The sequence below is a fragment of the Umezawaea tangerina genome (assembly GCF_003002815.1).
Lineage (GTDB): Bacteria > Actinomycetota > Actinomycetes > Mycobacteriales > Pseudonocardiaceae > Umezawaea > Umezawaea tangerina.
Window position 1 is genome coordinate 294,880 of record NZ_PVTF01000013.1, and the last position, 21,148, is coordinate 316,027.

Below are 21,148 nucleotides of genomic sequence, written 5' to 3' on the forward strand. Positions count from 1 at the left end.
TCGTGCCTGGAGTGCGATGAAGGTGTCGCCCGGCAGTGTGAGGCCGGGGTCGGAAGTCCGTGCCGGAGGCCCGGAATTGTCGGTGCCGCTTGCGATGGTGTGGGCGACCGGAACAAGGGGGAGTGCGACGTGGGACTGGAACGGTGCGCGGCGGTGTTCGAGGCGGCCGACCCGCCGAGGACATCGACTGTGGCGTTCTACGGTGCGGAGCTGCCGGAGGGTGAGTTCGGCGAGCTGACCGTCGCGGACGCGGACGGGTGGGTGCGGACGGTGCCCGCGGTGCGGCTGCCGGTCGCCGAGGCGGTGCCGTTGCTGAGCAAGGCCCGCAGGATGGGCAACGCGCACCCGGCGGCCGCGTTCTGGGGCGGGGCCGTCGTGGTGGCCATGCAGCTCGTGGCGCGCGGCAAGTTGCTGCCCTCGGTGACGGAAGGCGAGTTCGACGCCTGGCGGGTCGGTCCACTGGAGACGATGGACGTCGAGGTCATCCGGGCGTTGGCGGCCGCGATGCCCGCGGAGTCGCGGGCGGTGCCGCTGCCGGGGCGGAGTCCGGCCGAGCTGGCCGACGCCGAGGTGCTGGTGCGGGGCTTCATCGACGCGGTGGCGGACGGGATGCCGCGGGGCGCGGCGGCCGTGCACGCGGTCGGAGCCCCGGTGTTCGCCGCCGTGGCTCCGCAGAAGGTGCCGCACCTGCGGGCGTGGGCGTCCCAGGGCGTGCGGATCTCGCTGCGGATCGAGGGCGACTTCGTGACGGGCCGGTTCCGGGCCGTCGTGCAGGTGCACAGCCTGGCCGACCCGTCCTTGGTGGTGGACGCGGACGAGCTGTGGGCGGACAGGTCGGCCGGGCGGGCGCGGTTGGACGCGGCGGTCGCGGTGCGGCGGGCCGCGCGGGCGTGGGAGCCGTTGCGGCAGCTGCTGGACGCGTCGGTGCCCGCCGAGGTGGAGCTGTCCGACGAGGACGTGGCGGACCTGCTGGTGCGGGGCGCGATCCGGCTCGCGGGCGTCGGCGTGGACCTGCACTGGCCCAAGGACCTGGTGCGGGACCTGACCGCGCGGGCGGTGGTGGACGGCCAAGCGCCGCCGTCGGACGTGCCGTCGTTCTTCGGCGGCGGTCGGCTGCTGGGGTTCGACTGGCAGCTCGCGTTGGGCGACGACCCGCTGACCGACGAGGAGATGGACCGGCTCGCTGAGGCGCACCGCCCGGTGGTGCGCCTGCGCGACCAGTGGCTGCTGGTGGACCCGGAGATCGCGCGGCGGGCGCGGGAGCGGTCGATCAAGCCGCTGACGGCGATAGACGCGCTGGGCGCGGCGCTGACCGGGACCGCGGAGGTGGACGGCGAGCTCGTCCCGGTCGCCACGAACGGGTGGCTGGAGGCACTGCGCCGACGGATCGAGACACCGGACGAGGGCGCGGAGCAGGTCGAGCAGCCCGCCGAGCTGCGGGCGACGCTGCGCGACTACCAGCTGCGCGGGCTCCGCTGGCTGGCCAGGATGACGTCGCTGGGCCTCGGTGGGTGCCTGGCCGACGACATGGGGCTCGGCAAGACGATCACCCTGATCGCGCTGCACCTGCACCGCGGCGCCGGGCCGACCCTGGTGGTGTGCCCGGCGTCGCTGCTGGGCAACTGGGAGCGCGAGATCAAGCGGTTCGCGCCCGGCGTGCCGGTGCACCGTTTCCATGGAGCGTCGCGGACGGTCGAAGGCGTGGAGTCGGGGTTCGTGCTGACGACCTACGGCACGATGCGGCTCGACGCCGAACGGCTCGGCGAGGTCGGGTGGGGGATGCTGGTCGCCGACGAGGCCCAGCACGTGAAGAACCCCAGGTCGGGGACGGCGAAGGCGTTGCGGCGGATCCCGGCGGGCGCGCGGGTGGCGCTGACGGGCACACCGGTCGAGAACAACCTGTCCGAGCTGTGGGCGATCCTGGACTGGACGACGCCGGGGCTGCTCGGGTCGCTGGCGTCGTTCCGGACGCGATGGGCGAAGCCCATCGAGGGCGACTCGGACGGTGAGGTCGCCGAACGGCTGTCCAGGCTGGTGAAGCCCTTCCTGCTGCGCAGGCGCAAGTCCGATCCGGGGATCGCGCCGGAGCTGCCGCCCAAGACCGAGACCGACCAGCCGGTCGCGCTGACCCACGAGCAGGCCGCGCTCTACGAGGCGACGGTCCGCGAGCTGATGGCCGAGATCGCCAAGGGCGGAGGCGGCATGGCGCGGCGCGGGCTGATCGTGAAGCTGCTGACCGGGCTGAAGCAGATCTGCAACCACCCCGCGCAGTTCCTGAAGGAGGGGAGCCCGCGGCTGGCGGGTCGGTCCGGGAAGCTGGAGCTGCTCGACGAGCTGCTGGACACCATCCTCGCCGAGGACAGCGCGGTGCTGGTGTTCACCCAGTACGTGACGATGGCCAGGCTGGTCGAACGCCACCTCGCCGACCGGGGCGTGCCGACCCAGTTCCTGCACGGCGGTACACCTGTAGCCAAGCGCGAGCAGCTCGTGCGGCGGTTCCAGGACGGCGAGGTCCCGGTGTTCCTGCTGTCGCTCAAGGCGGCGGGGACGGGCCTGAACCTCACCCGTGCCGACCACGTCGTGCACTACGACCGGTGGTGGAACCCGGCGGTCGAGGACCAGGCGACCGACCGCGCCTACCGGATCGGCCAGACCAGACCGGTCCAGGTGCACCGGCTGATCGCCGAGGGCACGGTGGAGGACCGCATCGCCGAGATGCTCGCCTCCAAGCGGCAGCTGGCCGATGCAGTGCTCGCTGGTGGTGAGGCGGCGTTGACCGAGCTGTCCGACGCCGAGCTGGCTGACCTCGTCGAACTGAGGAGCGGGCGATGACCGATCGGGTCCGGGGCTACCCGGCGTTCCCCAAGGGCCACCGGCGGGCGCGCACCTGGTGGGGCAGGGCGTGGTTGCAGGCGGTCGAGGACACCTCGCTCGACCAGGGGCAGATGAGGCTGGGGCGGAAGTTCGCCGCCGCGGGCATGGTCGGGACGATCACCGTCAGCCCCGGCAGGCTGGCGGCCGTGGTCTACGACACCGAGGACACCTACCGCACGTCGGTGTCGCTCACCCCGCTGTCGGACGCCGAGTGGGAGAGGTTCCTGGCCCAGGTGACCACCAAGTCGGGGCACATCGCGGCCTTGCTCGACGGCGACATGCCGCACGACCTCGTGGTGGCCGCGGACGACGCCGGTGTCCAGCTGCTGCCCGGCATCGGCGACCTGGATCCGGAGTGCACCTGCCCCGGCTGGGAGCTGCCCTGTCGCCACGCGGCGGCGCTGTGCGACCAGGCCTCGTGGCTGCTCGACGCCGACCCGTGGGTGCTGCTGCTCCTGCGGGGCCGCGAACGGGAGGAACTGCTCGCCCTGATCCAGTCGGACGAGGACAGGCCGGACGGTGCGACGGGGGAGCCTGCGACCGAGGTGTTCGCGGCACCGCGGGTGCCGTTGCCCGCACCACCACCGCTGGTCGAGCTCGGGCCGCTCCCGGAGTTCGACCCGGTGCCGGGACTCGACGTCGAGGCGCTGCGCTGGCTCGTCATCGACGCCGCGGCCCGTGCGAGGGAGCTGCTCGTGACCGGTGAACTGCCGGTGCTGGAGGAGTGGCCGGACCGCGTCCGGATGGCGTGCACCGTGGACGACCCGCGCCTCACCGCCCGGCTGGCCGCGGTCGGCCCCGGCCTGCCTCGCGCCATGCGCGCCTGGAGCTACGGCGGTGCCGTCGCGCTCACCCTGCTCGACACGGCGTGGGCGCCCTCGAAGGCCGAAGCGGCCCGCGCCAACACCGCGTGGGAGGGGGAGGAGCTGCCGCCCGCGACGGTCTGGCGCAACCACTGGACCGTCGAGTCCGAGGGTCTGCAACTCCGCCTAGGCCACGACGGCCGCTGGTACCCCTACCGCCGCGAAGGCACCGACTGGTGGCCCGCCGGCCCACCCGAACGCGATCCAGCGGCCGCGTTCATTGAGCTCATGCCCTGACCACCACGCCTGTGGTACCTCAGGCGTGGTGGGCCGATCTCCGGAGACGGCTAGGTCGTGTTTCAAAGGCGTTGACCAGCGGCGTGTCGGTGCCTGAAGCAAGGCGAGGTTTCAGGTAGATGGATTGGCGACCAAGCAAACCCGCACCACCGGAGGCGTCGTGGCCGGCGTAGCGGCGACGTGCCGGGCCGACTTGACCGACTCGCAGTGGGCACTGCTGCACCCGCTACTACCCGTCGGCTGGAAGCCCGGTCGTTTACCCAAGTGGAGCAAGCGGCGGTTGATCGACGGCGTCCGCTGGCGGATACGCGTCGGTGCGCCTTGGCGGGATGTCCCGTCCGAGTAGGGGCTATGGCAGACCGTATACGGGTTGTTCCGGCGTTGGCAGCGTGCCGGGGTCTGGGGCGGTGGTCCTGACCGGGTTGCAGACCCGTGCCGATGCCACGGGGGTGGTCGTGTGGGACGTGAGCGTGGATTCCACGATCATGCGCGCGCACCAGCATGCCGCCGGGGCACGGAAAAAGGGGGTCCGCAGGTCGAATCGGTCGACACCGAGCAGGGTGGGACCGAACCGGAGGATCACGGCCTGGGTCGGTCGCGGGGTGGCTGGACCACGAAGGTGCACCTGGCCTGTGAACAGGGTCGTAGACCGTTGTCGTTGCTGGTCACCGCCGGGCAACGCGGTGGCAGTCCGCAGTTCATGGCGGTGATCGAGGCCATCCGGGTACTCCGGCCCGGCGGTGGTCGGCCGCAGACCCGCCCGGATCGGGTTCTGGCCGACAAGGCCTACCGTTCCCAGGCCAATCGCGCCTACCTACGCCGCCGCGGGATCAAGGCCACCGTCGACCGGCCTCGTGATCAGGCCGCCCACCGCCAGAACAAAGGTTCCTCGGGTGGACGGCCACCGATGATCGACCGGGAGGTTTACCAGCGGCGTCACGCGGTCGAGTGCGGTATCAACCTGCTCAAGCAGCACCGGGCGGTGGCCACTTCTTACGACGAACTCGCGGTCCGTTTCCTGGCCACAGTTCAGGTTGCGGCCATCACCATCTGGCTGCGCCACATGTGAAACACGCCCTAGTTGTATCGACCACAGCAGACACCGCCTGGCCCGGCGCGTCATGGACGAGTACTGGCCACTTGCACGAGTCCCGAGTAGGCGGTTCACGCCGCCGAAGTCCTACTGGGACTCTCGGCAGGCAGGCGTCAGTGGTGGTGACCGTGGCGGCCAAGGGTGTCCACGGGTGTGGCGCCGGGACGGTTCCACTGGGGGACGGGGCGGCTGGTGGGACCCCAACTGGGGTTGCCGTCGGCGTCCGAACGCCAGGACCAGCACGCGCCCTGCCCCTCGGGCCAACCCTCGGGGTTGTCCTCCCAGGTCTCGCCACGGCCGTAGGGGGTCATGTCGAGCAGGGCGAGGGACCCGTTGACCGCCTCGTTGCCGCGGCCCGTCGTCGAGTAGGTGAGGAACACGCGGTCCCCGTCACGCAGGTAGCTGGTGAGGTAGCCCATGGAGCCACCGGCGGGTTCCTCTACATCGCGCACCGAGTACCAGGGCTCGGGGTACCCCATGAACTCGACGTAGGCGGCCACCTCGTCCCACCGGCCGGTGGTGACGACGGCGAACGAGACGCCGCGGGCGTTGAGGTAGACGGCGTCCTGGAGGTGCCACGCGGTGGTGGTGCAGCCCTCGCACTGGCCCTGGTGCGGTGCGTCGTCGTACCACATGTGCTTGTAGACCACGAGCTCGTCACGGCCCTCGAACAGGTCCAGGAACGGCACGGGACCGCGGGGGCCGACGACCTCGACCTTGCCGTCGAACTCGACCATCGGCAGTCGGCGGCGGGCCGCGGCGATGGCGTCGCCCTCACGGGTGTGGGCTTTCTCGCGGACCAGGAGCTCGTCGCGGGCGGCCTGCCATGTGGCCAGGTCGACGATCGGCGGGCGGCCGGGCTGCGCGGCGGTCGGGTCGCTCGGCGTGGTCGTCATGGGGTCCTCCCTGGAGTCCGGATGTCGGATGACAGGAGAACAGACTCCCGGAACGGCCGGAACTCATCGCCGCGCAGCCCACAGGCACGCCGGTACCGGGCAACTTCCGAGCACGCGATGCGGCGCCCTAACTCAGAGGCTTGGAGCGCGGACCGGCAGACGACATCGTTGCCTGCCGGTCCGCTCAGCCCCGCAACCGCGTGTTGAGCCGCGCGGCCTGGAGAGTGAGGTGGTCGCGCTCGGCAACGCTGGGCGCCGACCGCGCGGCCTCGGTGTAGAGCCGGGCCGCGGTGGCGGGGGCGCCGTCGCGTTCGTGCAGGTAGGCCGACACAGCTGTGTACCGGGGCAAAGTCGGGTCCAGCTCGGACAACGCCGCCAGGCCCGCTCGGGCACCGTCCGCCTCGCCGACGGCGACAGCCCGGTTGAGGCGGGCGACCGGGCTGTCGGTGAGGCGCACGAGCTCGTCGTACCACTCCACGATCTGCACCCAGTCGGTCTCCTCGGCCGTCTGGGCGTCGGCGTGCAACGCGGCGATGGCTGCCTGCGCCTGGAACTCGCCGAGGCGGTCACGGGCCAGCGCGGCCTGGAGCACGTCGACCCCTTCGGCGATCAGGCCGGTGTCCCACTGCCCGCGGTCCTGCTCTGCGAGCGGGATCAGCTGCCCATCGGGGCCAGTGCGGGCGGCGCGGCGGGCGTGGTGCAGCAGCATGAGCGCGAGCAGACCCGAGACCTCCTCGTGGCGGATCCGGGCCGCCAGCTGGCGGGTGAGCCGGATCGCCTCGGCGGCCAGGTCGACATGACCGGAGTACCCCTCGTTGAAGACCAGGTAGAGGACGCGCAGCACCGTGCCCACATCACCGGGCTGGGTGAACCGGACGCCGGACACGGTCCGCTTGGCCCTGCTGATCCGCTGGGCCATGGTCGCCTCGGGGACGAGGTAGGCCTGCGCGATCTGCTTGGTCGTCAGGCCACCGACCGCGCGCAGCGTGAGCGCGACGGCCGAGGCGGGGGTCAACGACGGGTGGGCGCACAGGAAGTACAGCTGGAGCGTGTCGTCCACCGCGTCGCCCTGCTCGGGCACGGGCTCGGCGTCCACCCGCAGCTCCCGGTTCCGCCGCGAGGTGTCGGCGCGGGTCGCGTCGAGGAACTTCCGCCAGGCCACCGTGACCAGCCAGCCCTTGGGGTCGCGCGGCGGGTCGTCCGGCCAGACGCGCACCGCCTCCACCAGGGCGTCCTGCACGGCGTCCTCGGCCGCCGCGAAGTCCGCTCCGCGACGGCCGAGGACACCGATGACCTCGGGGGTGAGGGTCTGCAGAAGAGCCGCGTCGACCACGGTCACTCCGAGATGGTGGGCGGAGCGACCAGGAACGGGCGCAGCTCCAGCCACTCGTGGATCGGCTTCCCGTCCGCACCCGGCGCCGCGGACAGTTCCCCGGCCAGCTCCACGGCCCGTTCGTAGCTGTCGACGTCGATCACCATCCAGCCCGCGATGAGGTCCTTGGTCTCGGCGAACGGCCCGTCGGTGACCGGCGGCCGACCCTCGCCGTCGTAGCGGACGAACGTGCCCTCCGGCGAGAGCGCCTGGCCGTCGACGAACTCGCCGGTGGTCTCCAGCCGGTCGGCGAAGTCCTGCATGTACTTCATGTGCGCCGTGATCTCCTCCGGCGTCCACTTGTCCATCGGCACGTCGTTGACCGCCGCAGGCGCGCCGCGGTAGTGCTTGAGCAGCAGGTACTTGGCCATCGTGGTTCTCCTCGGTGCTGGGTGCGGCCCTTGTCGGCCACTGTCACCGCTGGGACGGAGCCCGATCAGGGTTCTCGACATCCTCACCGGAACTTTTTCCGGCGGATTTTGCCCGACCGTCTTGGGGACCGCTCGGCGGGCACCAGCCCAGGCCGGCGCCGCCCGGTGGCAGCCGAGCGTGGGAAGAGGGCGCCCGTGGGCGCTAGATGATGACGCCGGGCATGCTCGCCGCGGTCCGGCGGCGGCGCAGCCAGATCTTGCGCGTCCCGTCCCCGTAGAGCAGCACGCGGGAGAGCTCCCAGCCCGCGAACTCCGCGTGGATGGCGAGCTGGGTCGCTGCGGTGCGACGGGAGACGCCGGGAGGCAGCCGCAGCGGCCGGTACTCCCAGTCCCCGTCGGTCACTCCTTCGTTCACGGCGAGATCACCTGTATCCCTTGGCCGTCCGCGGATGCGACGAACACCCGCCCACTACCTGGATCGACCGCCACCGAATCGGGCTGGCGGACGGTGGGGAACCGGAACTTCTCTACCGGTTCACCACCGGCGACGTGGTAGGCAACCACTTCGTTCTTCTCGGTGAGCGTCACCCACGCCAGATCGGTGCGCGGGTCGTAGGCGAGCCCGTAGGGCCCGCCCGGCACGGGGTACCGCTGACGCATGATCAGCGGGTTCGCGGTGAAGGCGAGCAGCTCGCCACCGCGGGTGTCGGTGACCAGGACCCGCCCGAAGCGGTCGGTCACGGCGTTCGTGGCGCCGTCGCCCGCGCGCAGACCGGCACCGAGCGTGCCCGCCGTCGCGTCGAGGTCGAACACGGCGCTGCGCAGCCGGTCCAGCACGACGACGTGGCCGTCGGCGACGAGGACCTGGTCCGGGCTGGTCACGGGGCCGATCTCGCGGTCGCCCAGGCGCACCGAGTGCGCGTCGCGCTCGGCCACCAGGGTCTGCCCGCCCAGGGCGGCGACGTCGGCCGGGCCGCCGTCGTACGGCGTGCTGGTCGACGTGGCGTCCGCGGGGGAGATGCTGACCACCACGTCACCGGTCGGCACGGCGGCCTCGACCCGGTCGCCCGCCACGACGAGGCGCGCGGCCGGGGCGGGCAGCGCGACGGTGCGCGGCGCGGCGTCGGGGAGCGTGAACAGCTGCACCGACGGCGGGGCCTCGACCGCGACGGCCAGCGTGCCGCCGACGAACACGACGGCGGTGGCCTTGCCCGACAGCGGCAGCACGGTGCCCGCGGGTGTCGTCGCCTGGTCCGGGGACGGCGCGGGGGTGGCCGACTCGAGCGTGGCGGCGACCTGGAGGGGGTCGCTCGGCTCCTCGCTCTTGGCGCAGCCGCCGACCACTACCGCCCCGGTCAACAGCACAGCGGCCAGTCGACGCAACGTGGAACCTCCCAGCGGCCGGGTGACCCCGGTAACCCATTCGCGAAACGTCCCTCCAGCATCCACGACGGAACCATCACGGTCACGTAGGGGGGCGGGTGTTCTCGTTGGTCCACCGAGGTGATAGTCCGCTGCTGGGCGTAGCACCGGGCGCCCCCGCGCGACCATCCAAGTAGGGCGAAGGAGGTGCGGGATGACCGTCGGGGTGTTGCGCCACAGGCACGTCGAACTGCTCCGGCAACACCGGGTGACGGACGGGCTGCCGCCCGGACACGTGCGGCCGCTGCACGTCCCCGACCGCTACTACACGTGGTCGCAGGTCGCCGCCGAGTCGGTCCCGACCAGGCTCGACAGGCTCTCCAGCGTGCGATTACGCCCGGACCCGTACACCGGGGCCGACCTGGGGGCGTCGCAGTCCGTGCTCGACGCGCAGGCCCCCGAGCTGTTCGACCTCGCGGAGGTCGCGGGCTGGGCGGTGCGCACGCCGTTCTACGCGGGGGTGTTCCCGACCGGCTCGATGAACGCGTTGTGCAGGCCGATGCCGGGCAGCGGGGTGCTCGTGCTGGTCGACAGCGGCGTGCTGCACCTCGTACCCGATGTGCTGAAGATCATGATCGTGTCGCGGTCCGTGTTCGGCGACTCGCCCCTGCTCGACCCCGACCACGCCGCCTCCGCGCTCGCGGAGGTCTTCAACGCCCACCTGTTCGGCAACGGCGCCGCTGTAGCCCGCCCGCTGCCCGAGCTCGCGGGGCAGCGCCTCGACCTGCTGCGGCTGATGACCCGGCGCGCCACCCAGTTCGTCGTCGCCCACGAGATGGCCCACGTGCTGGCCGGGCACCTGATTGTGTCCTGGCGCCAGACCGACCCCAACACCCCCGTCGGCGCCTTGGACATGCAGGCCGTCGGCTGGCCCCGCGAGTACGAGGCCGACCGGATGGCCGCCCGCATCATGCTCGCCAGCCTCGACGGCCTGAGCCCCTGGGAACGCGACACCGTCGAGCCCTACCTCGTCGGCGCCGTGCTCCTGGTGCTCGCCCTGCACGAGGTCGTGGCCGTCCTCGCCGACGCCGCCGGTCGCGTCCTGCCGTTCATCGGCAGCCACCCGCCACCGCTGCTGCGCATCCAGGCGATGGTCGACCACCTCGCCGAACACCTGCGCACCCCGGAGTCCATCGCCGTCGCCGCCGACCTGGCCACCTGGCTGGACGAACGCATCCCCGCGGTCCTCGAGTGGTTCACCCTGGTCGACGTCCCACCGCAGCCCTGACGACCTCAGGACTGTCAGCCCCTTGCCGTAGCGTGTGAACTGGCCACCCCTACCCGCTCTGACCTGGGGGTTCCCCTGCTTTCAGCATACCGGCGGGGTACGACACTTCCGGGCTCCCAGGCGTGACCAAGATCGTTTTCAGGCGCCCGTCAGAGTCACCCGACGACGGAGAGGGCGGCCCGGACGAGCGCGGCGGTCGCCAGGGACCGGGACTGCTGCGGCCACGCGACGACCAGCTCGGCGGGCGAGGCGTCGACCACGGGCACGTAGGCGATGCCGGGGCGGGGGTAGCGGGCGGCGATGGACGTCGGCAGCAGGGTCATCAGGTCGCCGAACTCGACGTGGGCCAGGAGCTCCGGCAGGTCGCGGGCGTTGCTGCGGCGGGACTGGTCGACCAGGCAGCGGTCGAGGTCGGTGGGGTGCTCGGCGGAGAAGCCGGGGATCTCCAGGTCGGCCAGGGTCGCCTGGGCGCGGCGGGCGAGCGGATGCGCCGTGGAGAGGGCGACGACCCGCGGCTCGGTGGCGATCGTCTCGGTGTCCAGGCCGGTGTGGTCGAACGGCTCGTAGAGCAGCGCCGCGTCGGCGTGGCCCTCGCGCAGCAGTCGGGGGTGCTCCTCCCGGCCGCACAGCCGGATGGCGACCGGCTCGGCCGCGGGGTCCGCCGCGTAAGCCGCCAGGATCGTCTCCAGCACGCCCGCGGCGTTGTCCGCCTTCACCGCGAGCACCAGCTTCGGGTCCGGGTCGGCCGCGCGCCGAGCCCGCTGCCCCGCGGCCTCCAGGGCTTCCAGTGCGATCCTGGCCTGGTCGAGCAGGACGACCCCGGCGGGCGTCAGGGTGACGCTGTGGGTGGTCCGCTCGAACAGGGCGACGTCCAGTTCCGCCTCGAGCTTGCGGATCGCGCGCGACAGCGGGGGCGCTGCAATGCCCAGCTTCTCGGCGGCGCGGGTGAAGTTCAGCTCCTCGGCGACAGCCACGAAGTAGCGCAGCGGTCGGGACTCCATGACACCCACACCGCCAGAGTAGCGGCGGACATCACCCCATCGGGCGTTCGGGATAGGCGAGCTCGACGGCGCTCACGTCGTCCAACGCGGCCCTGATCGCGGGCGGCAGGGTCAGCTCCTCGGCCACCAGCGACCCGAGCAGCTGGTTGGTGTCGCGCGCGCCGACCACGGGCGCGACCACGCCGGGGCGGTCGCGGACCCACGCCAGCGCCACGCACAGCGCGGAGGTCCCCAGGCCGTCCGCGGCGGTCGACACCGCCTGGACGATGCGGGACGCGCGGTCGGTGCGGTGCTGCTCCACGTACCCGGCCAGGTGCGCGGACGCGCCGCGCGAGTCGGGCGGGGTGTTGCCGTTGCGGTACTTGCCGGTCAGCACGCCGCGGCCGAGCGGCGCCCAGGGCAGCAGGCCGAGGCCGTGGTGGGCGGCGGCCGGGACGACCTCGCGCTCGACCCCGCGTTCCAGCAGGGAGTACTCGACCTGGGCGGAGATCAGCGGCGCGCGGCCCGCGACGGCGCGCTGGGTGGTGGCGGCCGTGCCCAGCTGCCAGCCCGAGTAGTTGGAGATGCCGACGTAGCGGACCTTCCCGCTGGTCACGGCCGTGTCGAGGGTGGCGAGCGTCTCCTCCAGCGGCACCGACTGGTCCCACGCGTGCAGCTGCCACAGGTCGATGTGGTCCACGCCCAGGCGGCGCAGCGACCCGTCGAGCGCGCCGAGCAGGGCGGCCCGCGAGGCGCCGCCGCCGAACGGGCCCTCGTTGCGGCGGGCCACGGCCTTGGTCGTGATGACCAGTTCGTCGCGCGGGACGACCTCGCCGAGCAGGCCGCCGAGGATGCGTTCGCTCTCGCCCTCGACGTAGACGTCGGCGGTGTCCACGAGGGTGCCGCCCGCTTCGGTGAAGGCCATCAGCTGGGTGGCGGCCTCGTCGGCGTCGGTGTCGCGGCCCCAGGTCATCGTGCCCAGCGCCATCCGGGAGACGCGCAGGCCGCTGCGGCCGAGCTGTCGGTGTTCCACGGGGCGAGCGTAAGGGCTCCGACCTCGCGGGCTTGGGACCGTCGTGGATCTTCGCCGTTCGTGCCGAACGTGACCGGCGTCACTCGGGGTACTGCGGCAAACGGGGTTACCGGCCGGTACGGTCGGTCGGTGCGACTGGGACTGAACCTCGGATACTGGGGCGCCGGCAACGACGCCGCCAACCTCGAACTCGCCAAGGAGGCCGACAAGCTCGGCTTCTCCGTTGCCTGGGCCGCGGAGGCCTACGGCTCCGACGCGCCCACGGTGCTGTCGTGGATCGCCGCGCACACCGAGCGCATCGACGTCGGCAGCGCCATCCTGCAGATCCCCGCGCGGACACCCGCGATGGCCGCGATGACGGCGGCGACCCTGGACACCCTGTCCGGTGGCCGCTTCCGGATGGGCCTCGGCGTCTCCGGACCGCAGGTGTCGGAGGGCTGGCACGGCGTCCGCTTCGACAAGCCGCTGGCCCGCACCCGCGAGTACGTCGACATCGTGCGGCTGGCACTGCGCCGGGAGAAGCTGCGCTACGAGGGCAAGCACTACACGCTGCCCCTGCCCGACGGCCCCGGCAAGGCGCTCTCGCTCACGGTGCACCCGGTGCGCGAGGAGATCCCGATCTACCTCGCCTCGGTCGGCCCGAAGAACCTGGAGCTCACCGGCGAGATCGCCGACGGCTGGCTCGCCCTGTTCTTCTCCCCGGAGTACTCGATGGACTCCCTCGCCGCGGTCAAGGCCGGTCGCGAGAAGGCGGGCAAGACCCTCGAGGGCTTCGACATCGTGCCGACCATGCCCATGTTCGTCGGCGAGGACTGGCGCGCGCTGGCCGACAACGTCCGCCCGTACGCGGCGCTCTACGTCGGTGGCATGGGCAGCCGCAAGCAGAACTTCTACAACGACCTCGCCTCCAGGATGGGCTTCGAGGCCGAGGCCGCCGAGGTGCAGGACAAGTACCTGGCGAGGGACTACACGGGCGCCATGGCCGCGCTCCCGGTCGAGTTCCTCGACGCCACCTCGCTGCTCGGGACCAAGGAGCGCATCGCCGAGAAGATGCAGGCCCTCGCGGAAGCCGGGGTCACCACGTTGACCGTCACGCCGATGCTGCAAGATCTGGAGCAGGGAGTCGCGGGCCTTCGCACCGCGGTGGAAGCTCTGGATCTGGCAGGAGTGGGTAGTTGAGCTGGTTGCAGGCTCTGGTCCTCGGACTGGTTCAAGGACTCACCGAGTTCCTGCCCGTGTCATCGTCGGCGCACGTGCGGATCACGTCGACGTTGTTCTTCGGCAACGACGCGGGAGCGTCGTTCACGGCGGTCATCCAGCTCGGCACGGAGCTGGCCGTGCTGATCTACTTCGCCAAGGACATCGGGCGGTTCATCTCCGCCTGGTTCCGCGGCCTCTTCAGCGCGGAGGCCCGCAAGGAGAAGGACTACCGGCTCGCCTGGTACGTGATCATCGGGTCCATCCCGATCAGCGTGCTCGGCTACGTCCTCAAGGACGAGATCCGCACGTCCGCGCGCAACCTGTGGATCACCGCCACGATGCTGATCGTGTTCGGCATCCTGCTCGGCCTGGCCGACCAGTTCGCCAAGCACGCGCGCTCCGAGCTGACCATGAAGGACGCGATCGGCATGGGTTTCGCCCAGGCCCTCGCGCTCATCCCCGGCGTCTCCCGCTCCGGCGGCACGCTCACCGCGGGCCTCTTCCTGGGGCTGGACCGGGCGGCCGCGGCGCGCTACTCGTTCCTGCTGGCCATCCCGGCGGTGTTCGGCGCGGGCATCTTCAGCATCCCGGACGTGCTGGAGCGCGGCGGCCCGCACGACGCGTCGGTCCCGCAGATGGTCGTGGCGACGATCCTCGCGTTCGCGGTCGGCTACGCCACGATCGCGTGGCTGCTCAAGTACGTCTCCAAGCACAGCTACTCCGCGTTCGTCTGGTACCGCGTGATGCTCGGCATCGTGCTCATGGGCCTGCTGTCCATGGACCTGCTGCCCGCCACCTGACCGGCGTGCCGAAGTCGCGAAGGCCACCATGTCCGCATGGTGGCCTTCGCGCCATCTAGGGTGGATCCCCGTGGCCACCGTGATCCTCCTGCGACATGCCCGTTCGACCGCCAACGGCTCCGGCGTCCTCGCCGGCCGCACCCCCGGCGTCTCCCTGTGCGAGAAGGGGCAGGCCCAGGCCATCGGGCTCGTCGACCGGCTCAAGGGCATCCCGATCGACGCCGTCGTCGCCTCCCCGATGGACCGGTGCCAGCAGACCATCGCACCGCTGCTGGCCGACCGCGGGCTGACCGCCGTCACCGACCCGCAGCTGGCCGAGGTGGACTACGGGAGCTGGACGAACCGGGCGATCAAGGACCTCCTCGACGAGCCGCTGTGGAAGGTGGTGCAGCAGCACCCGTCCGCGGCGGTGTTCCCGGAAGGGGAGGGGCTGGCCGCCGTGCAGGCCCGTGCCGTGGCGGCCGTCCGAGCCCACGACGCCCGTGTCACCGCTGAGTTCGGCCCTCGCGCGGTGTGGCTCGCGTGCAGCCACGGGGACGTGATCAAGGCCGTGCTGGCCGACGCCCTGGGTGTGCACCTGGACGGGTTCCAGCGGATCGTCGTCGACCCGGCCTCGGTGTCGGTCGTCCAGTACACGGAGACGCGCCCGTTCGTGCTGCGCTCCAACGACAACGGCGGCGACCTGTCCGGTGTCGTGCCGCCGCCAGAGCACCAGCCGTCGTCGTCCGACGCCGTGGTGGGCGGGGGAGCGGGGACGGTGTAGGTCGCCGCAGGACGTCTCAGGCGCGGGCGCCGCCGTCGACGCGGAGCACGGTGCCGGTGACGAACGAGGCGCGGTCGCTGAGCAGCCAGGCGGCGGCCTCGGCGATCTCCGACGGGTCGGCGCCGCGCCCCAGCGGGGTGCTCGCGACGAGCAGGTCGGGGAGGTCCGGCGAGTGCGAGACCCAGGTGTCCATCATCTCGGTGGCGGTGTTGCCGGGGGCGATGGCGTTGACGCGGATGCCCTCGGGACCGTAGGTGACGGCGGCGGACTCGGTGAGGCTGTTGAGCGCGCGCTTCATGGCCCCGTAGGCCGGTAGGCGGGGGTTGCCCATCAGGCTGCCCACGCTGGAGTTGTTGACGATGGCGCCGGTGCCCGAGGTGGCGCGGATGGCGGCGACCTCGGCGGTCATCGCGAGCCACGGGCCCTTGAGGTTGACGGTGTAGAGGTGGTCGAAGTCGGCCTCGGGGACGAGGTCCAGCGGGGTGGGCGGGGTGAAGGCGGCGCCGTTGTTGAAGGCGACGTCGAGCCTGCCGTGGAGGTCGACCGCGTGCTGCACGGCCGCGCGGACGCTGTCGGCGTCGGCCAGGTCGCACACCACGTAGTCGGCGGTGCCGCCGGACGCCCTGACCTCCTCGGTCATGGCCTTGAGCTGGTCCTCCGTCCGAGCTGCGAGCACCACTCGCGCCCCCTCGCGGGCGAACAGCCGGGCCGCCGCGGCGCCGATGCCGCGACCGGCGCCGGTGATGAAGGCGACCTTGTCCGCGAGCAGGACGATGGGGGCGGTGGTGGTCGGTGTGTTGTCCATGGCGACGAGCCTCCGGCGGTGCGCGGTGCGCATCCAGGCATCGCCTGTACCTGGCTGGGGCCCGCCGTCCGCGAGGACACTGGGGATGTGGACAGAGAAGAACTGGCGGCCTTCCTGCGCAGCAGGCGCGAGCGGATCACCCCGGCCGACGTGGGTCTGCCCGCCGGGCGGCGTCGCCGCACACCGGGCCTGCGTCGCGAGGAGGCCGCGCAGCTCGCCTACATCTCCACGGAGTACTACACCCGGCTCGAACAGGCCCGTGCCCCGCGGCCGTCGCGCGAGGTGCTGGCCGGGCTGTCACGGGCGTTGAGGCTGTCCGACACCGAACGCGAGCACCTGCACCACCTCGCGGGTGCGCCGCCCGCGCCGCCGCTCGGGCCGTCGCGGGAGGTGCGGCCGGGCATCCTGCACCTGCTGCACCGGCTCCCGCAGGCGGCGGCGTTCGTGACGTCGGCGACCCAGGAGGTGATCGCCTGGAACGACCTGGCCGCCGCGCTGATGGAGGACTTCTCCGCGGTGCCCCGCCGCGACCGCAACCTCGTGCGCCGCGTCTTCCTCGGCCCGAACCCCGACGGGCGCAGGCTGTTCGGGGTGTCCGACGCCGACGAGTTCGGCCGAGGCGCCGCCCGGCAGCTGCGCGCGACCGCCGCCCGCTACCCGGACGACCCGGAGACCACCGAACTGGTCGCCGACCTGCTCGCGGGCAGCGAGGAGTTCGCCCGGCTGTGGGAGTCCCACGACGTGAGCGCGCGGCACGCCCTGCGCAAGACGTTCCAGCACCCCCTGGTCGGCCCGGTCACCGTCGACTGCGACGCCCTCGACATCACCGAACGCGACCAGCGTGTCGTGATCTACACCGCCACCCCCGGCTCGCCGTCGGAGGAGGCCCTGCGGCTGCTGTCGGTCATCGGCACCCAGCGCATGGACGTCCCCGGCTGAGCACGCGGGTCAGCCCGCCCGGCGGTCGCGGTGCTCGGCCACGTGCACGCGGTTGGAGCAGCGCGTCGAGCAGAACCGGCGGCGCCCGTTGCGGGACGTGTCGACGTAGACCACTCCGCACCCGTCCCGGTCGCACCGGCCGACGCGGTCGGGTTCCTGGCAGAACGCGTGCGCGAGCCCGGCTGCGGTGTAGGCGCGCAACCGGGCGAGCATCGGCCCGTCCTCGCGGGCGAAGTGCAGGTGCGGCGCGCGCCCGTCGTGTCGGGAGATGTAGGGCTGGGTCGCCGACTCGGCCAGCAGCGCGTTGAGCAGCTCCACCCGGTCCCCGGCACCGGCGAACACCTGTTCCAGCCGGTGCGCCCACACCGTGAGCGACGCCATGTCGTCCGTGCCGAGCACGCCCACCGGCCGGTAGTCGTGCGCGCGCAGTGCCGCGACCAGCTCGTCCGACGACAGCGGCGGGTCGGCGGTGACCAGGGAGTTCACCAGCGTGGCGGCGATCTCGGCGGCCACCCCTCCGTAAGGGTTGAAATGCACTGAACCATGACAGCACGCTGGGGGCGTGAACACCAGATGCCCCGCCTGCGGATGGCCCGTCGACGATCCGGCCCACCCCGACTCCGCCCACCCCACCAGCGCGGGCACGGTGGTCTACCGGCGCTGCGTCTGCGGCGGCTGGCTCGTCCTGCTCGACGGGAAGCTGCTGGCGGGCGCGGGTGCCGCAAGATCCACCCCCGAGCTGCGCTGCGCCGAACGGACCAGTACTGTCCCCGGATCGTGACACCCCGCCGCGACCTGCTGTGCGACACGGCCATCTCCGTCCTGGCGGGCGAGGGCGGCCGCGGCCTGACCCACCGCGCCGTGGACCGCCGCGCGAGCGTCCCGCTGGGCACGACCAAGAACTACTTCCCGACCAGGGAGTCGCTGCTGCAGGCCGCGGCCAACCGGATGACGGACCTGCACGTCGCCGCCGTGCGCAGGCTGCGCGACACGACCCCGGCCGAGGTCACCGCCACCGACGTCGCCGAGCTCTACCCGGCCCTGCTGCGGCGCACGGTCGCCGACCCCACCGAACTGCTGGCCATGGTCGAGCTGTACCTGGAGGCCGTGCGCCGACCCGGCGTGCGGGACGCGCTGAGCCGCATGGCCGTCGCGAACGCCGACGCCTCCGCCCAGCTGCACCAGTCCGCGGGACTCCCCAGCACCACCGCCGACGCCGGGGTCCTCGACGCCTACTTCCTCGGCGTCGCGATGTCGCTGCTCGCCCTGCCACCGGACGCGCTGCACACCGTCGGCCTGGACGACCCCTACGCTCTTGGCCTCGGACTGTTCTCCGCCGCCGTCCCGCGCCACGGCTCGGGCGGGTCGGGGTCTCAGGCCACCGGCACGAGCTGATCGACGCTCGTCACGACCAGCGCCGTCGGGATCGCCGGCTCCTTGCCGCAGCTGGTCGGCCGCGCGGGCGGCAACGCCCGCTCCGCCACCCCGACCCGCCACTCCCGACCGTCGCGGTGGCGCACCGGCACCGTCCACCCGCCCTCGTCGCGCCGCTGCTCCGGGTCGACCTCCAGCACGTCGTCCCGTTCACCGATCAGGTCGCGCACGGCGACCTCCGCCGCCTGCCCCGCCTTCGACCAGTACGACCGGCCCCGGCACCGCCGCGCGACCACCGCGTCGGCCGTGGTCAGCAGCTCCTCGCCGAACTCCGCGTCCACCCGCCCGTAGAGGTAGCCCGAGGGCAGCAGCACCCCGGTGGGGGAGAAGCGGTGCCCACCGGTGTGCGTGCACTCCCACACCGCGTCCCCGTGCCGCGCGGCCAGCTCCGCCACGACCGGCCGCCCGTACAGGGCGCAGCACACGTCCCGCCGCCCGTTCGTGCACACCAGCAGCAACGGCCCCGGCACCGGCGTGCCGAACCCGGTGGACCTCCCGGCGCCCAACGCGGCGAAGTCCAGCTCCAGCAGCTCCTCGGGCGAGGCGACGTCCGCCCGTTCCAGCCACGACGCCCCCGGAGCGCAGCCGGCCAGGTACACCCGGCGGCGCTGCGGCACGTGCCGGTCGGCGTGCATGCCGGGGCGGCGGATCAGCAGCACCCGCACGCCGGTGCCCTTCGACCGGCGGATCAGCTCCGCGCCCAGGGCGGCGTCGAGATGGCTCTCCAGCAGCGCGTCGGGACCCCACGGTCCGGGCTGTTCCAGGCACACCCAGGCCTTGGCGGTGGCGGCGGTCCCGGCCTGTGGCTCGGCGAGGACCGCGGAGAACGCGGAGCAGCGCGGCTCGATCACGGCCATAGATTGCACGAATAGGGCTGAACGGGTGAAGTCGGGGGCCCGAACGCGGCGCCTGTCGCCCGTCACCCGTGCCCTGACCACCCCCTTGCTGGTCAGGAAGGCCTAGTCCTCCAGTCGGGTGGCACACCCGAGCTTGCCGCCGATGCGTTCCAACCCCTTCCGCATCCCCTCGCGCATGCCTTCCTGGTACCCGATGAAGAGCTTGTTCGCCAACGGCACACCCCACCGCATCCGCTGGGCGACGTTGTAGACGCGGTAGGCGTACCGCGTGCCCTCGGGGTGGGGGAGGGCGTGGTGCTCACCCCGGTACCACCACCCGCCCTGGACCGGCTCCGGCAGCAGCGGCGCCACCCGCTCCGGCGGCGCGGCGATGATGCCGGACACCTCGAACAACAGCTTGCGGGGCCGCTCACCCACGGTCGTCCTCCTTGGTCGTGCGCACGTTCCCGGCGCGGTCGCCCGCGTGCAGGTCCCGCCAGAACTCCTGACCGCCCAGCTCGCCCGCGCGCGCCGCGGCCGCGAACCACCGCACCCAGTCCCGTTCGGCCCGCGCCATCGCGAGCCGGTACTCCAGCTCGATCCACGCCAGCTGCGGCAGCCCTTGCTCGCCGAGCGCGGTCATGACCTCCCGCAGCCCCACCAGCTGGGCGTCGAGGGTCTCGGCACGGCGCTCGCACAGCTCGATCGCCTCGTCCGGCGGCAGCAGACCGATCAGCGCGACCCCCGCCTCGAACCGCGGGTACTCCTTGGTCGGCTCCGCGATCAGCTCCCGCAACCAGTCGTGCAGCTCGGCTCGCCCGGTGTCGGTGAGGCCGTAGACGGTCCGCTCGGGCCGGTTGCCCTCGCGCAGGGTGCCCACGGCGTGCACCAGGTCGTGCTTCAGCAGCGCCTCGACCACGGTGTACAGCGACCCGTAGTTCAGCTTGACGCTGGCCTCCTGGTGGCGTTCGCGCAGCGTGGAGGCCATCTCGTAGGGGTGCATGTCGCGCTCCCACAACAACCCCAGCACGGCCAGCCCCAACGTGTTGGTACGGCGGTACTTCACATCACTCGCCTCCGAATACTCGGACACGAGTATTGCACTAGGCTGAGCCGATGAGTCAAGTAACCGTGGTCACCGGCGGCAGCCGCGGCATCGGCGCCGCGACCGTCCGCAGGCTCGCCGCGCAGGGCCACCACCTCGCCATCGGCTACCGCCAGGCCAAGTCCGAGGCCGACGCCCTCGTCGCCGACATCACGGCCGCCGGCGGCCGGGCCGTCGCCGTCCGCGTCGACACCACCTCACCGGACGACGTGGACGCGCTGTTCGACACCGCCACCACTGCACTCGGCCCGATCACCGGCCTCGTCAACAACGCGGGCGTCACCAGCCCCGCGGGCGACCTCGCCGACCTGCACGTCGACGACCTCCGCCGCGTCCTCGACGTCAACCTCCTGGGCGCCTTCCTGTGCGCCCGCCGCGCTTCCCGCGACCTCACCGAGGGCGGCGCCATCGTCAACGTCTCCTCAGCCGCCGCCACCCTCGGCAGCCCCGGCGAGTACGTCCACTACGCCGCCGCGAAGGCCGGCGTCGATGCCCTGACCATCGGCCTCGCCAAGGAACTCGGCCCCCGCGGCATCCGCGTCAACTGCGTCGCCCCCGGCACCATCCGCACCGACATCCACACCACCTCCGGCCTCCCCGACCGCCCAGACCGCATGGCCACCGTCATCCCCCTCCGCCGCGCAGGCGAACCCGACGACATCGCAGCCGCCATCACCTGGCTACTGGGCCCAGACGCAACCTTCACCACAGGCGCAATCCTCCGCGTCGCAGGCGGCCTATAACCCCAACCCGATGCCGTCAGCGGCCAACGACGCTGAAAGCGAGCGCGGGTGCGTACCCACTGGAACCAAAGCCAACGGCCCAACCCAGCTGGAAGCGAGCATGCTCGTCCGCTAGTGCGGTCGGCTTGACTTGGGGTTTTTGGGCTTAGACTTG

At 72.3% G+C, this 21,148-nt stretch carries 23 protein-coding genes and 1 pseudogene; 12 read left to right on the forward strand and 12 right to left on the reverse strand.

Annotation, left to right across the window (positions count from 1 at the left end; genetic code table 11):
* The first annotated feature begins 330 nt into the window (after positions 1–330).
* The 4 genes and pseudogenes from CLV43_RS36900 to CLV43_RS36910 all read left to right on the forward strand — a co-directional run.
* Entirely contained in the window at positions 331–2,832 is a 2,502-nt protein-coding gene (locus CLV43_RS36900) for a DEAD/DEAH box helicase (protein WP_245887246.1), read from the forward strand.
* Positions 2,829–3,974: an SWIM zinc finger family protein gene (locus tag CLV43_RS36905; protein ID WP_106193428.1), complete on the forward strand. Its 1,146-nt coding sequence runs from the start codon at positions 2,829–2,831 to the stop codon at positions 3,972–3,974. Before CLV43_RS36900 ends, CLV43_RS36905 begins: the two co-directional genes overlap by 4 nt.
* 160 nt (positions 3,975–4,134) lie before the next feature.
* Positions 4,135–4,320, forward strand: a complete 186-nt coding sequence (locus CLV43_RS49730) for a transposase (RefSeq protein ID WP_245887247.1) — start codon at positions 4,135–4,137, stop codon at positions 4,318–4,320.
* Positions 4,321–4,332: 12 nt separating this feature from the next.
* Positions 4,333–5,043: pseudogene (locus CLV43_RS36910) on the forward strand (IS5 family transposase); the annotation flags it as partial.
* Between the two features lie 137 nt (positions 5,044–5,180).
* Here CLV43_RS36910 and CLV43_RS36915 read toward each other — a convergent pair.
* The 5 genes from CLV43_RS36915 to CLV43_RS36935 all read right to left on the reverse strand — a co-directional run bounded on the left by CLV43_RS36915 (position 5,181) and on the right by CLV43_RS36935 (position 9,071).
* Positions 5,181–5,963, reverse strand: coding sequence for a DUF899 family protein (locus CLV43_RS36915; RefSeq protein ID WP_106193430.1), 783 nt, complete (start codon positions 5,961–5,963; stop codon positions 5,181–5,183).
* Positions 5,964–6,147: 184 nt separating this feature from the next.
* The gene (locus tag CLV43_RS36920; RefSeq protein WP_211304725.1) at positions 6,148–7,302 is read right to left on the reverse strand and encodes an RNA polymerase sigma factor; all 1,155 of its coding nucleotides are present in this window, start codon (positions 7,300–7,302) and stop codon (positions 6,148–6,150) included.
* Positions 7,299–7,706: a YciI family protein gene (locus CLV43_RS36925; protein ID WP_106193432.1), complete on the reverse strand. Its 408-nt coding sequence runs from the start codon at positions 7,704–7,706 to the stop codon at positions 7,299–7,301. The genes CLV43_RS36920 and CLV43_RS36925 overlap by 4 nt, the downstream gene beginning before the upstream one ends.
* Before the next feature lie 202 nt (positions 7,707–7,908).
* Positions 7,909–8,121, reverse strand: a complete 213-nt coding sequence (locus CLV43_RS36930; RefSeq protein ID WP_106193433.1) for a DUF5703 family protein — start codon at positions 8,119–8,121, stop codon at positions 7,909–7,911.
* A complete protein-coding gene (locus CLV43_RS36935; RefSeq protein WP_245887237.1) occupies positions 8,118–9,071 on the reverse strand; it encodes a YncE family protein in 954 nt (317 codons plus the stop codon). Before CLV43_RS36935 ends, CLV43_RS36930 begins: the two co-directional genes overlap by 4 nt.
* 211 nt (positions 9,072–9,282) lie before the next feature.
* Between CLV43_RS36935 and CLV43_RS36940 the strand changes: the two genes are divergently transcribed.
* Positions 9,283–10,356, forward strand: a complete 1,074-nt coding sequence (locus CLV43_RS36940) for a M48 family metalloprotease (RefSeq protein ID WP_106193436.1) — start codon at positions 9,283–9,285, stop codon at positions 10,354–10,356.
* A gap of 155 nt (positions 10,357–10,511) precedes the next feature.
* Here CLV43_RS36940 and CLV43_RS36945 read toward each other — a convergent pair whose 3' ends face one another.
* Positions 10,512–11,357 carry a LysR family transcriptional regulator gene (locus tag CLV43_RS36945; RefSeq protein WP_106193438.1) on the reverse strand — a complete coding sequence of 282 codons (846 nt, stop codon included), beginning with the start codon at positions 11,355–11,357 and terminating at the stop codon, positions 10,512–10,514.
* A gap of 31 nt (positions 11,358–11,388) precedes the next feature.
* Positions 11,389–12,369: an aldo/keto reductase gene (locus CLV43_RS36950; protein ID WP_170156178.1), complete on the reverse strand. Its 981-nt coding sequence runs from the start codon at positions 12,367–12,369 to the stop codon at positions 11,389–11,391.
* Between the two features lie 129 nt (positions 12,370–12,498).
* Between CLV43_RS36950 and CLV43_RS36955 the strand changes: the two genes are divergently transcribed.
* The 3 genes from CLV43_RS36955 to CLV43_RS36965 all read left to right on the forward strand — a co-directional run bounded on the left by CLV43_RS36955 (position 12,499) and on the right by CLV43_RS36965 (position 15,132).
* Positions 12,499–13,548, forward strand: coding sequence for an LLM class F420-dependent oxidoreductase (locus tag CLV43_RS36955; protein ID WP_106193439.1), 1,050 nt, complete (start codon positions 12,499–12,501; stop codon positions 13,546–13,548).
* Positions 13,545–14,369, forward strand: a complete 825-nt coding sequence (locus CLV43_RS36960) for an undecaprenyl-diphosphate phosphatase (protein ID WP_106193441.1) — start codon at positions 13,545–13,547, stop codon at positions 14,367–14,369. Before CLV43_RS36955 ends, CLV43_RS36960 begins: the two co-directional genes overlap by 4 nt.
* A gap of 70 nt (positions 14,370–14,439) precedes the next feature.
* Positions 14,440–15,132, forward strand: a complete 693-nt coding sequence (locus tag CLV43_RS36965; protein WP_106193442.1) for a histidine phosphatase family protein — start codon at positions 14,440–14,442, stop codon at positions 15,130–15,132.
* 16 nt (positions 15,133–15,148) lie between these two features.
* Here the strand turns inward: CLV43_RS36965 and CLV43_RS36970 are convergent, their stop codons facing one another.
* Positions 15,149–15,937, reverse strand: coding sequence for an SDR family NAD(P)-dependent oxidoreductase (locus CLV43_RS36970; protein ID WP_106193508.1), 789 nt, complete (start codon positions 15,935–15,937; stop codon positions 15,149–15,151).
* A gap of 87 nt (positions 15,938–16,024) precedes the next feature.
* On the opposite strand from CLV43_RS36970, the gene CLV43_RS36975 reads away from it, so the two are divergent.
* Complete coding sequence (locus CLV43_RS36975; RefSeq protein ID WP_106193444.1) at positions 16,025–16,876, forward strand: helix-turn-helix transcriptional regulator; 852 nt, start codon at positions 16,025–16,027, stop codon at positions 16,874–16,876.
* Positions 16,877–16,885: 9 nt separating this feature from the next.
* On the opposite strand, the gene CLV43_RS36980 is transcribed toward CLV43_RS36975, so the two are convergent.
* Positions 16,886–17,413 (reverse strand): CGNR zinc finger domain-containing protein, encoded by a 528-nt coding sequence (locus tag CLV43_RS36980; RefSeq protein WP_106193446.1) that lies wholly within the window; start codon positions 17,411–17,413, stop codon positions 16,886–16,888.
* Between the two features lie 25 nt (positions 17,414–17,438).
* Here CLV43_RS36980 and CLV43_RS49735 point away from each other — a divergent pair, with 25 nt between their 5' ends.
* Positions 17,439–17,657, forward strand: a complete 219-nt coding sequence (locus CLV43_RS49735) for a mediator of RNA polymerase II transcription subunit 16 (protein WP_245887238.1) — start codon at positions 17,439–17,441, stop codon at positions 17,655–17,657.
* Complete coding sequence (locus tag CLV43_RS36985) at positions 17,654–18,271, forward strand: TetR/AcrR family transcriptional regulator (protein WP_245887239.1); 618 nt, start codon at positions 17,654–17,656, stop codon at positions 18,269–18,271. The genes CLV43_RS49735 and CLV43_RS36985 overlap by 4 nt, the downstream gene beginning before the upstream one ends.
* Here CLV43_RS36985 and CLV43_RS36990 read toward each other — a convergent pair.
* From CLV43_RS36990 to CLV43_RS37000, 3 genes are all read right to left on the reverse strand, one after another.
* Positions 18,250–19,167 carry a ferredoxin family protein gene (locus CLV43_RS36990; protein WP_106193447.1) on the reverse strand — a complete coding sequence of 306 codons (918 nt, stop codon included), beginning with the start codon at positions 19,165–19,167 and terminating at the stop codon, positions 18,250–18,252. The two genes, CLV43_RS36985 and CLV43_RS36990, sit on opposite strands and share 22 nt — an antisense overlap.
* A gap of 102 nt (positions 19,168–19,269) precedes the next feature.
* On the reverse strand, positions 19,270–19,584 hold the full coding sequence (locus CLV43_RS36995) for a hypothetical protein (RefSeq protein ID WP_211304727.1): 315 nt from the start codon (positions 19,582–19,584) through the stop codon (positions 19,270–19,272).
* Positions 19,577–20,239: a PadR family transcriptional regulator gene (locus CLV43_RS37000; RefSeq protein ID WP_245887241.1), complete on the reverse strand. Its 663-nt coding sequence runs from the start codon at positions 20,237–20,239 to the stop codon at positions 19,577–19,579. Before CLV43_RS37000 ends, CLV43_RS36995 begins: the two co-directional genes overlap by 8 nt.
* Before the next feature lie 23 nt (positions 20,240–20,262).
* On the opposite strand from CLV43_RS37000, the gene CLV43_RS37005 reads away from it, so the two are divergent.
* A complete protein-coding gene (locus CLV43_RS37005; RefSeq protein WP_106193449.1) occupies positions 20,263–20,994 on the forward strand; it encodes an SDR family oxidoreductase in 732 nt (243 codons plus the stop codon).
* Positions 20,995–21,148: the final 154 nt, after the last annotated feature.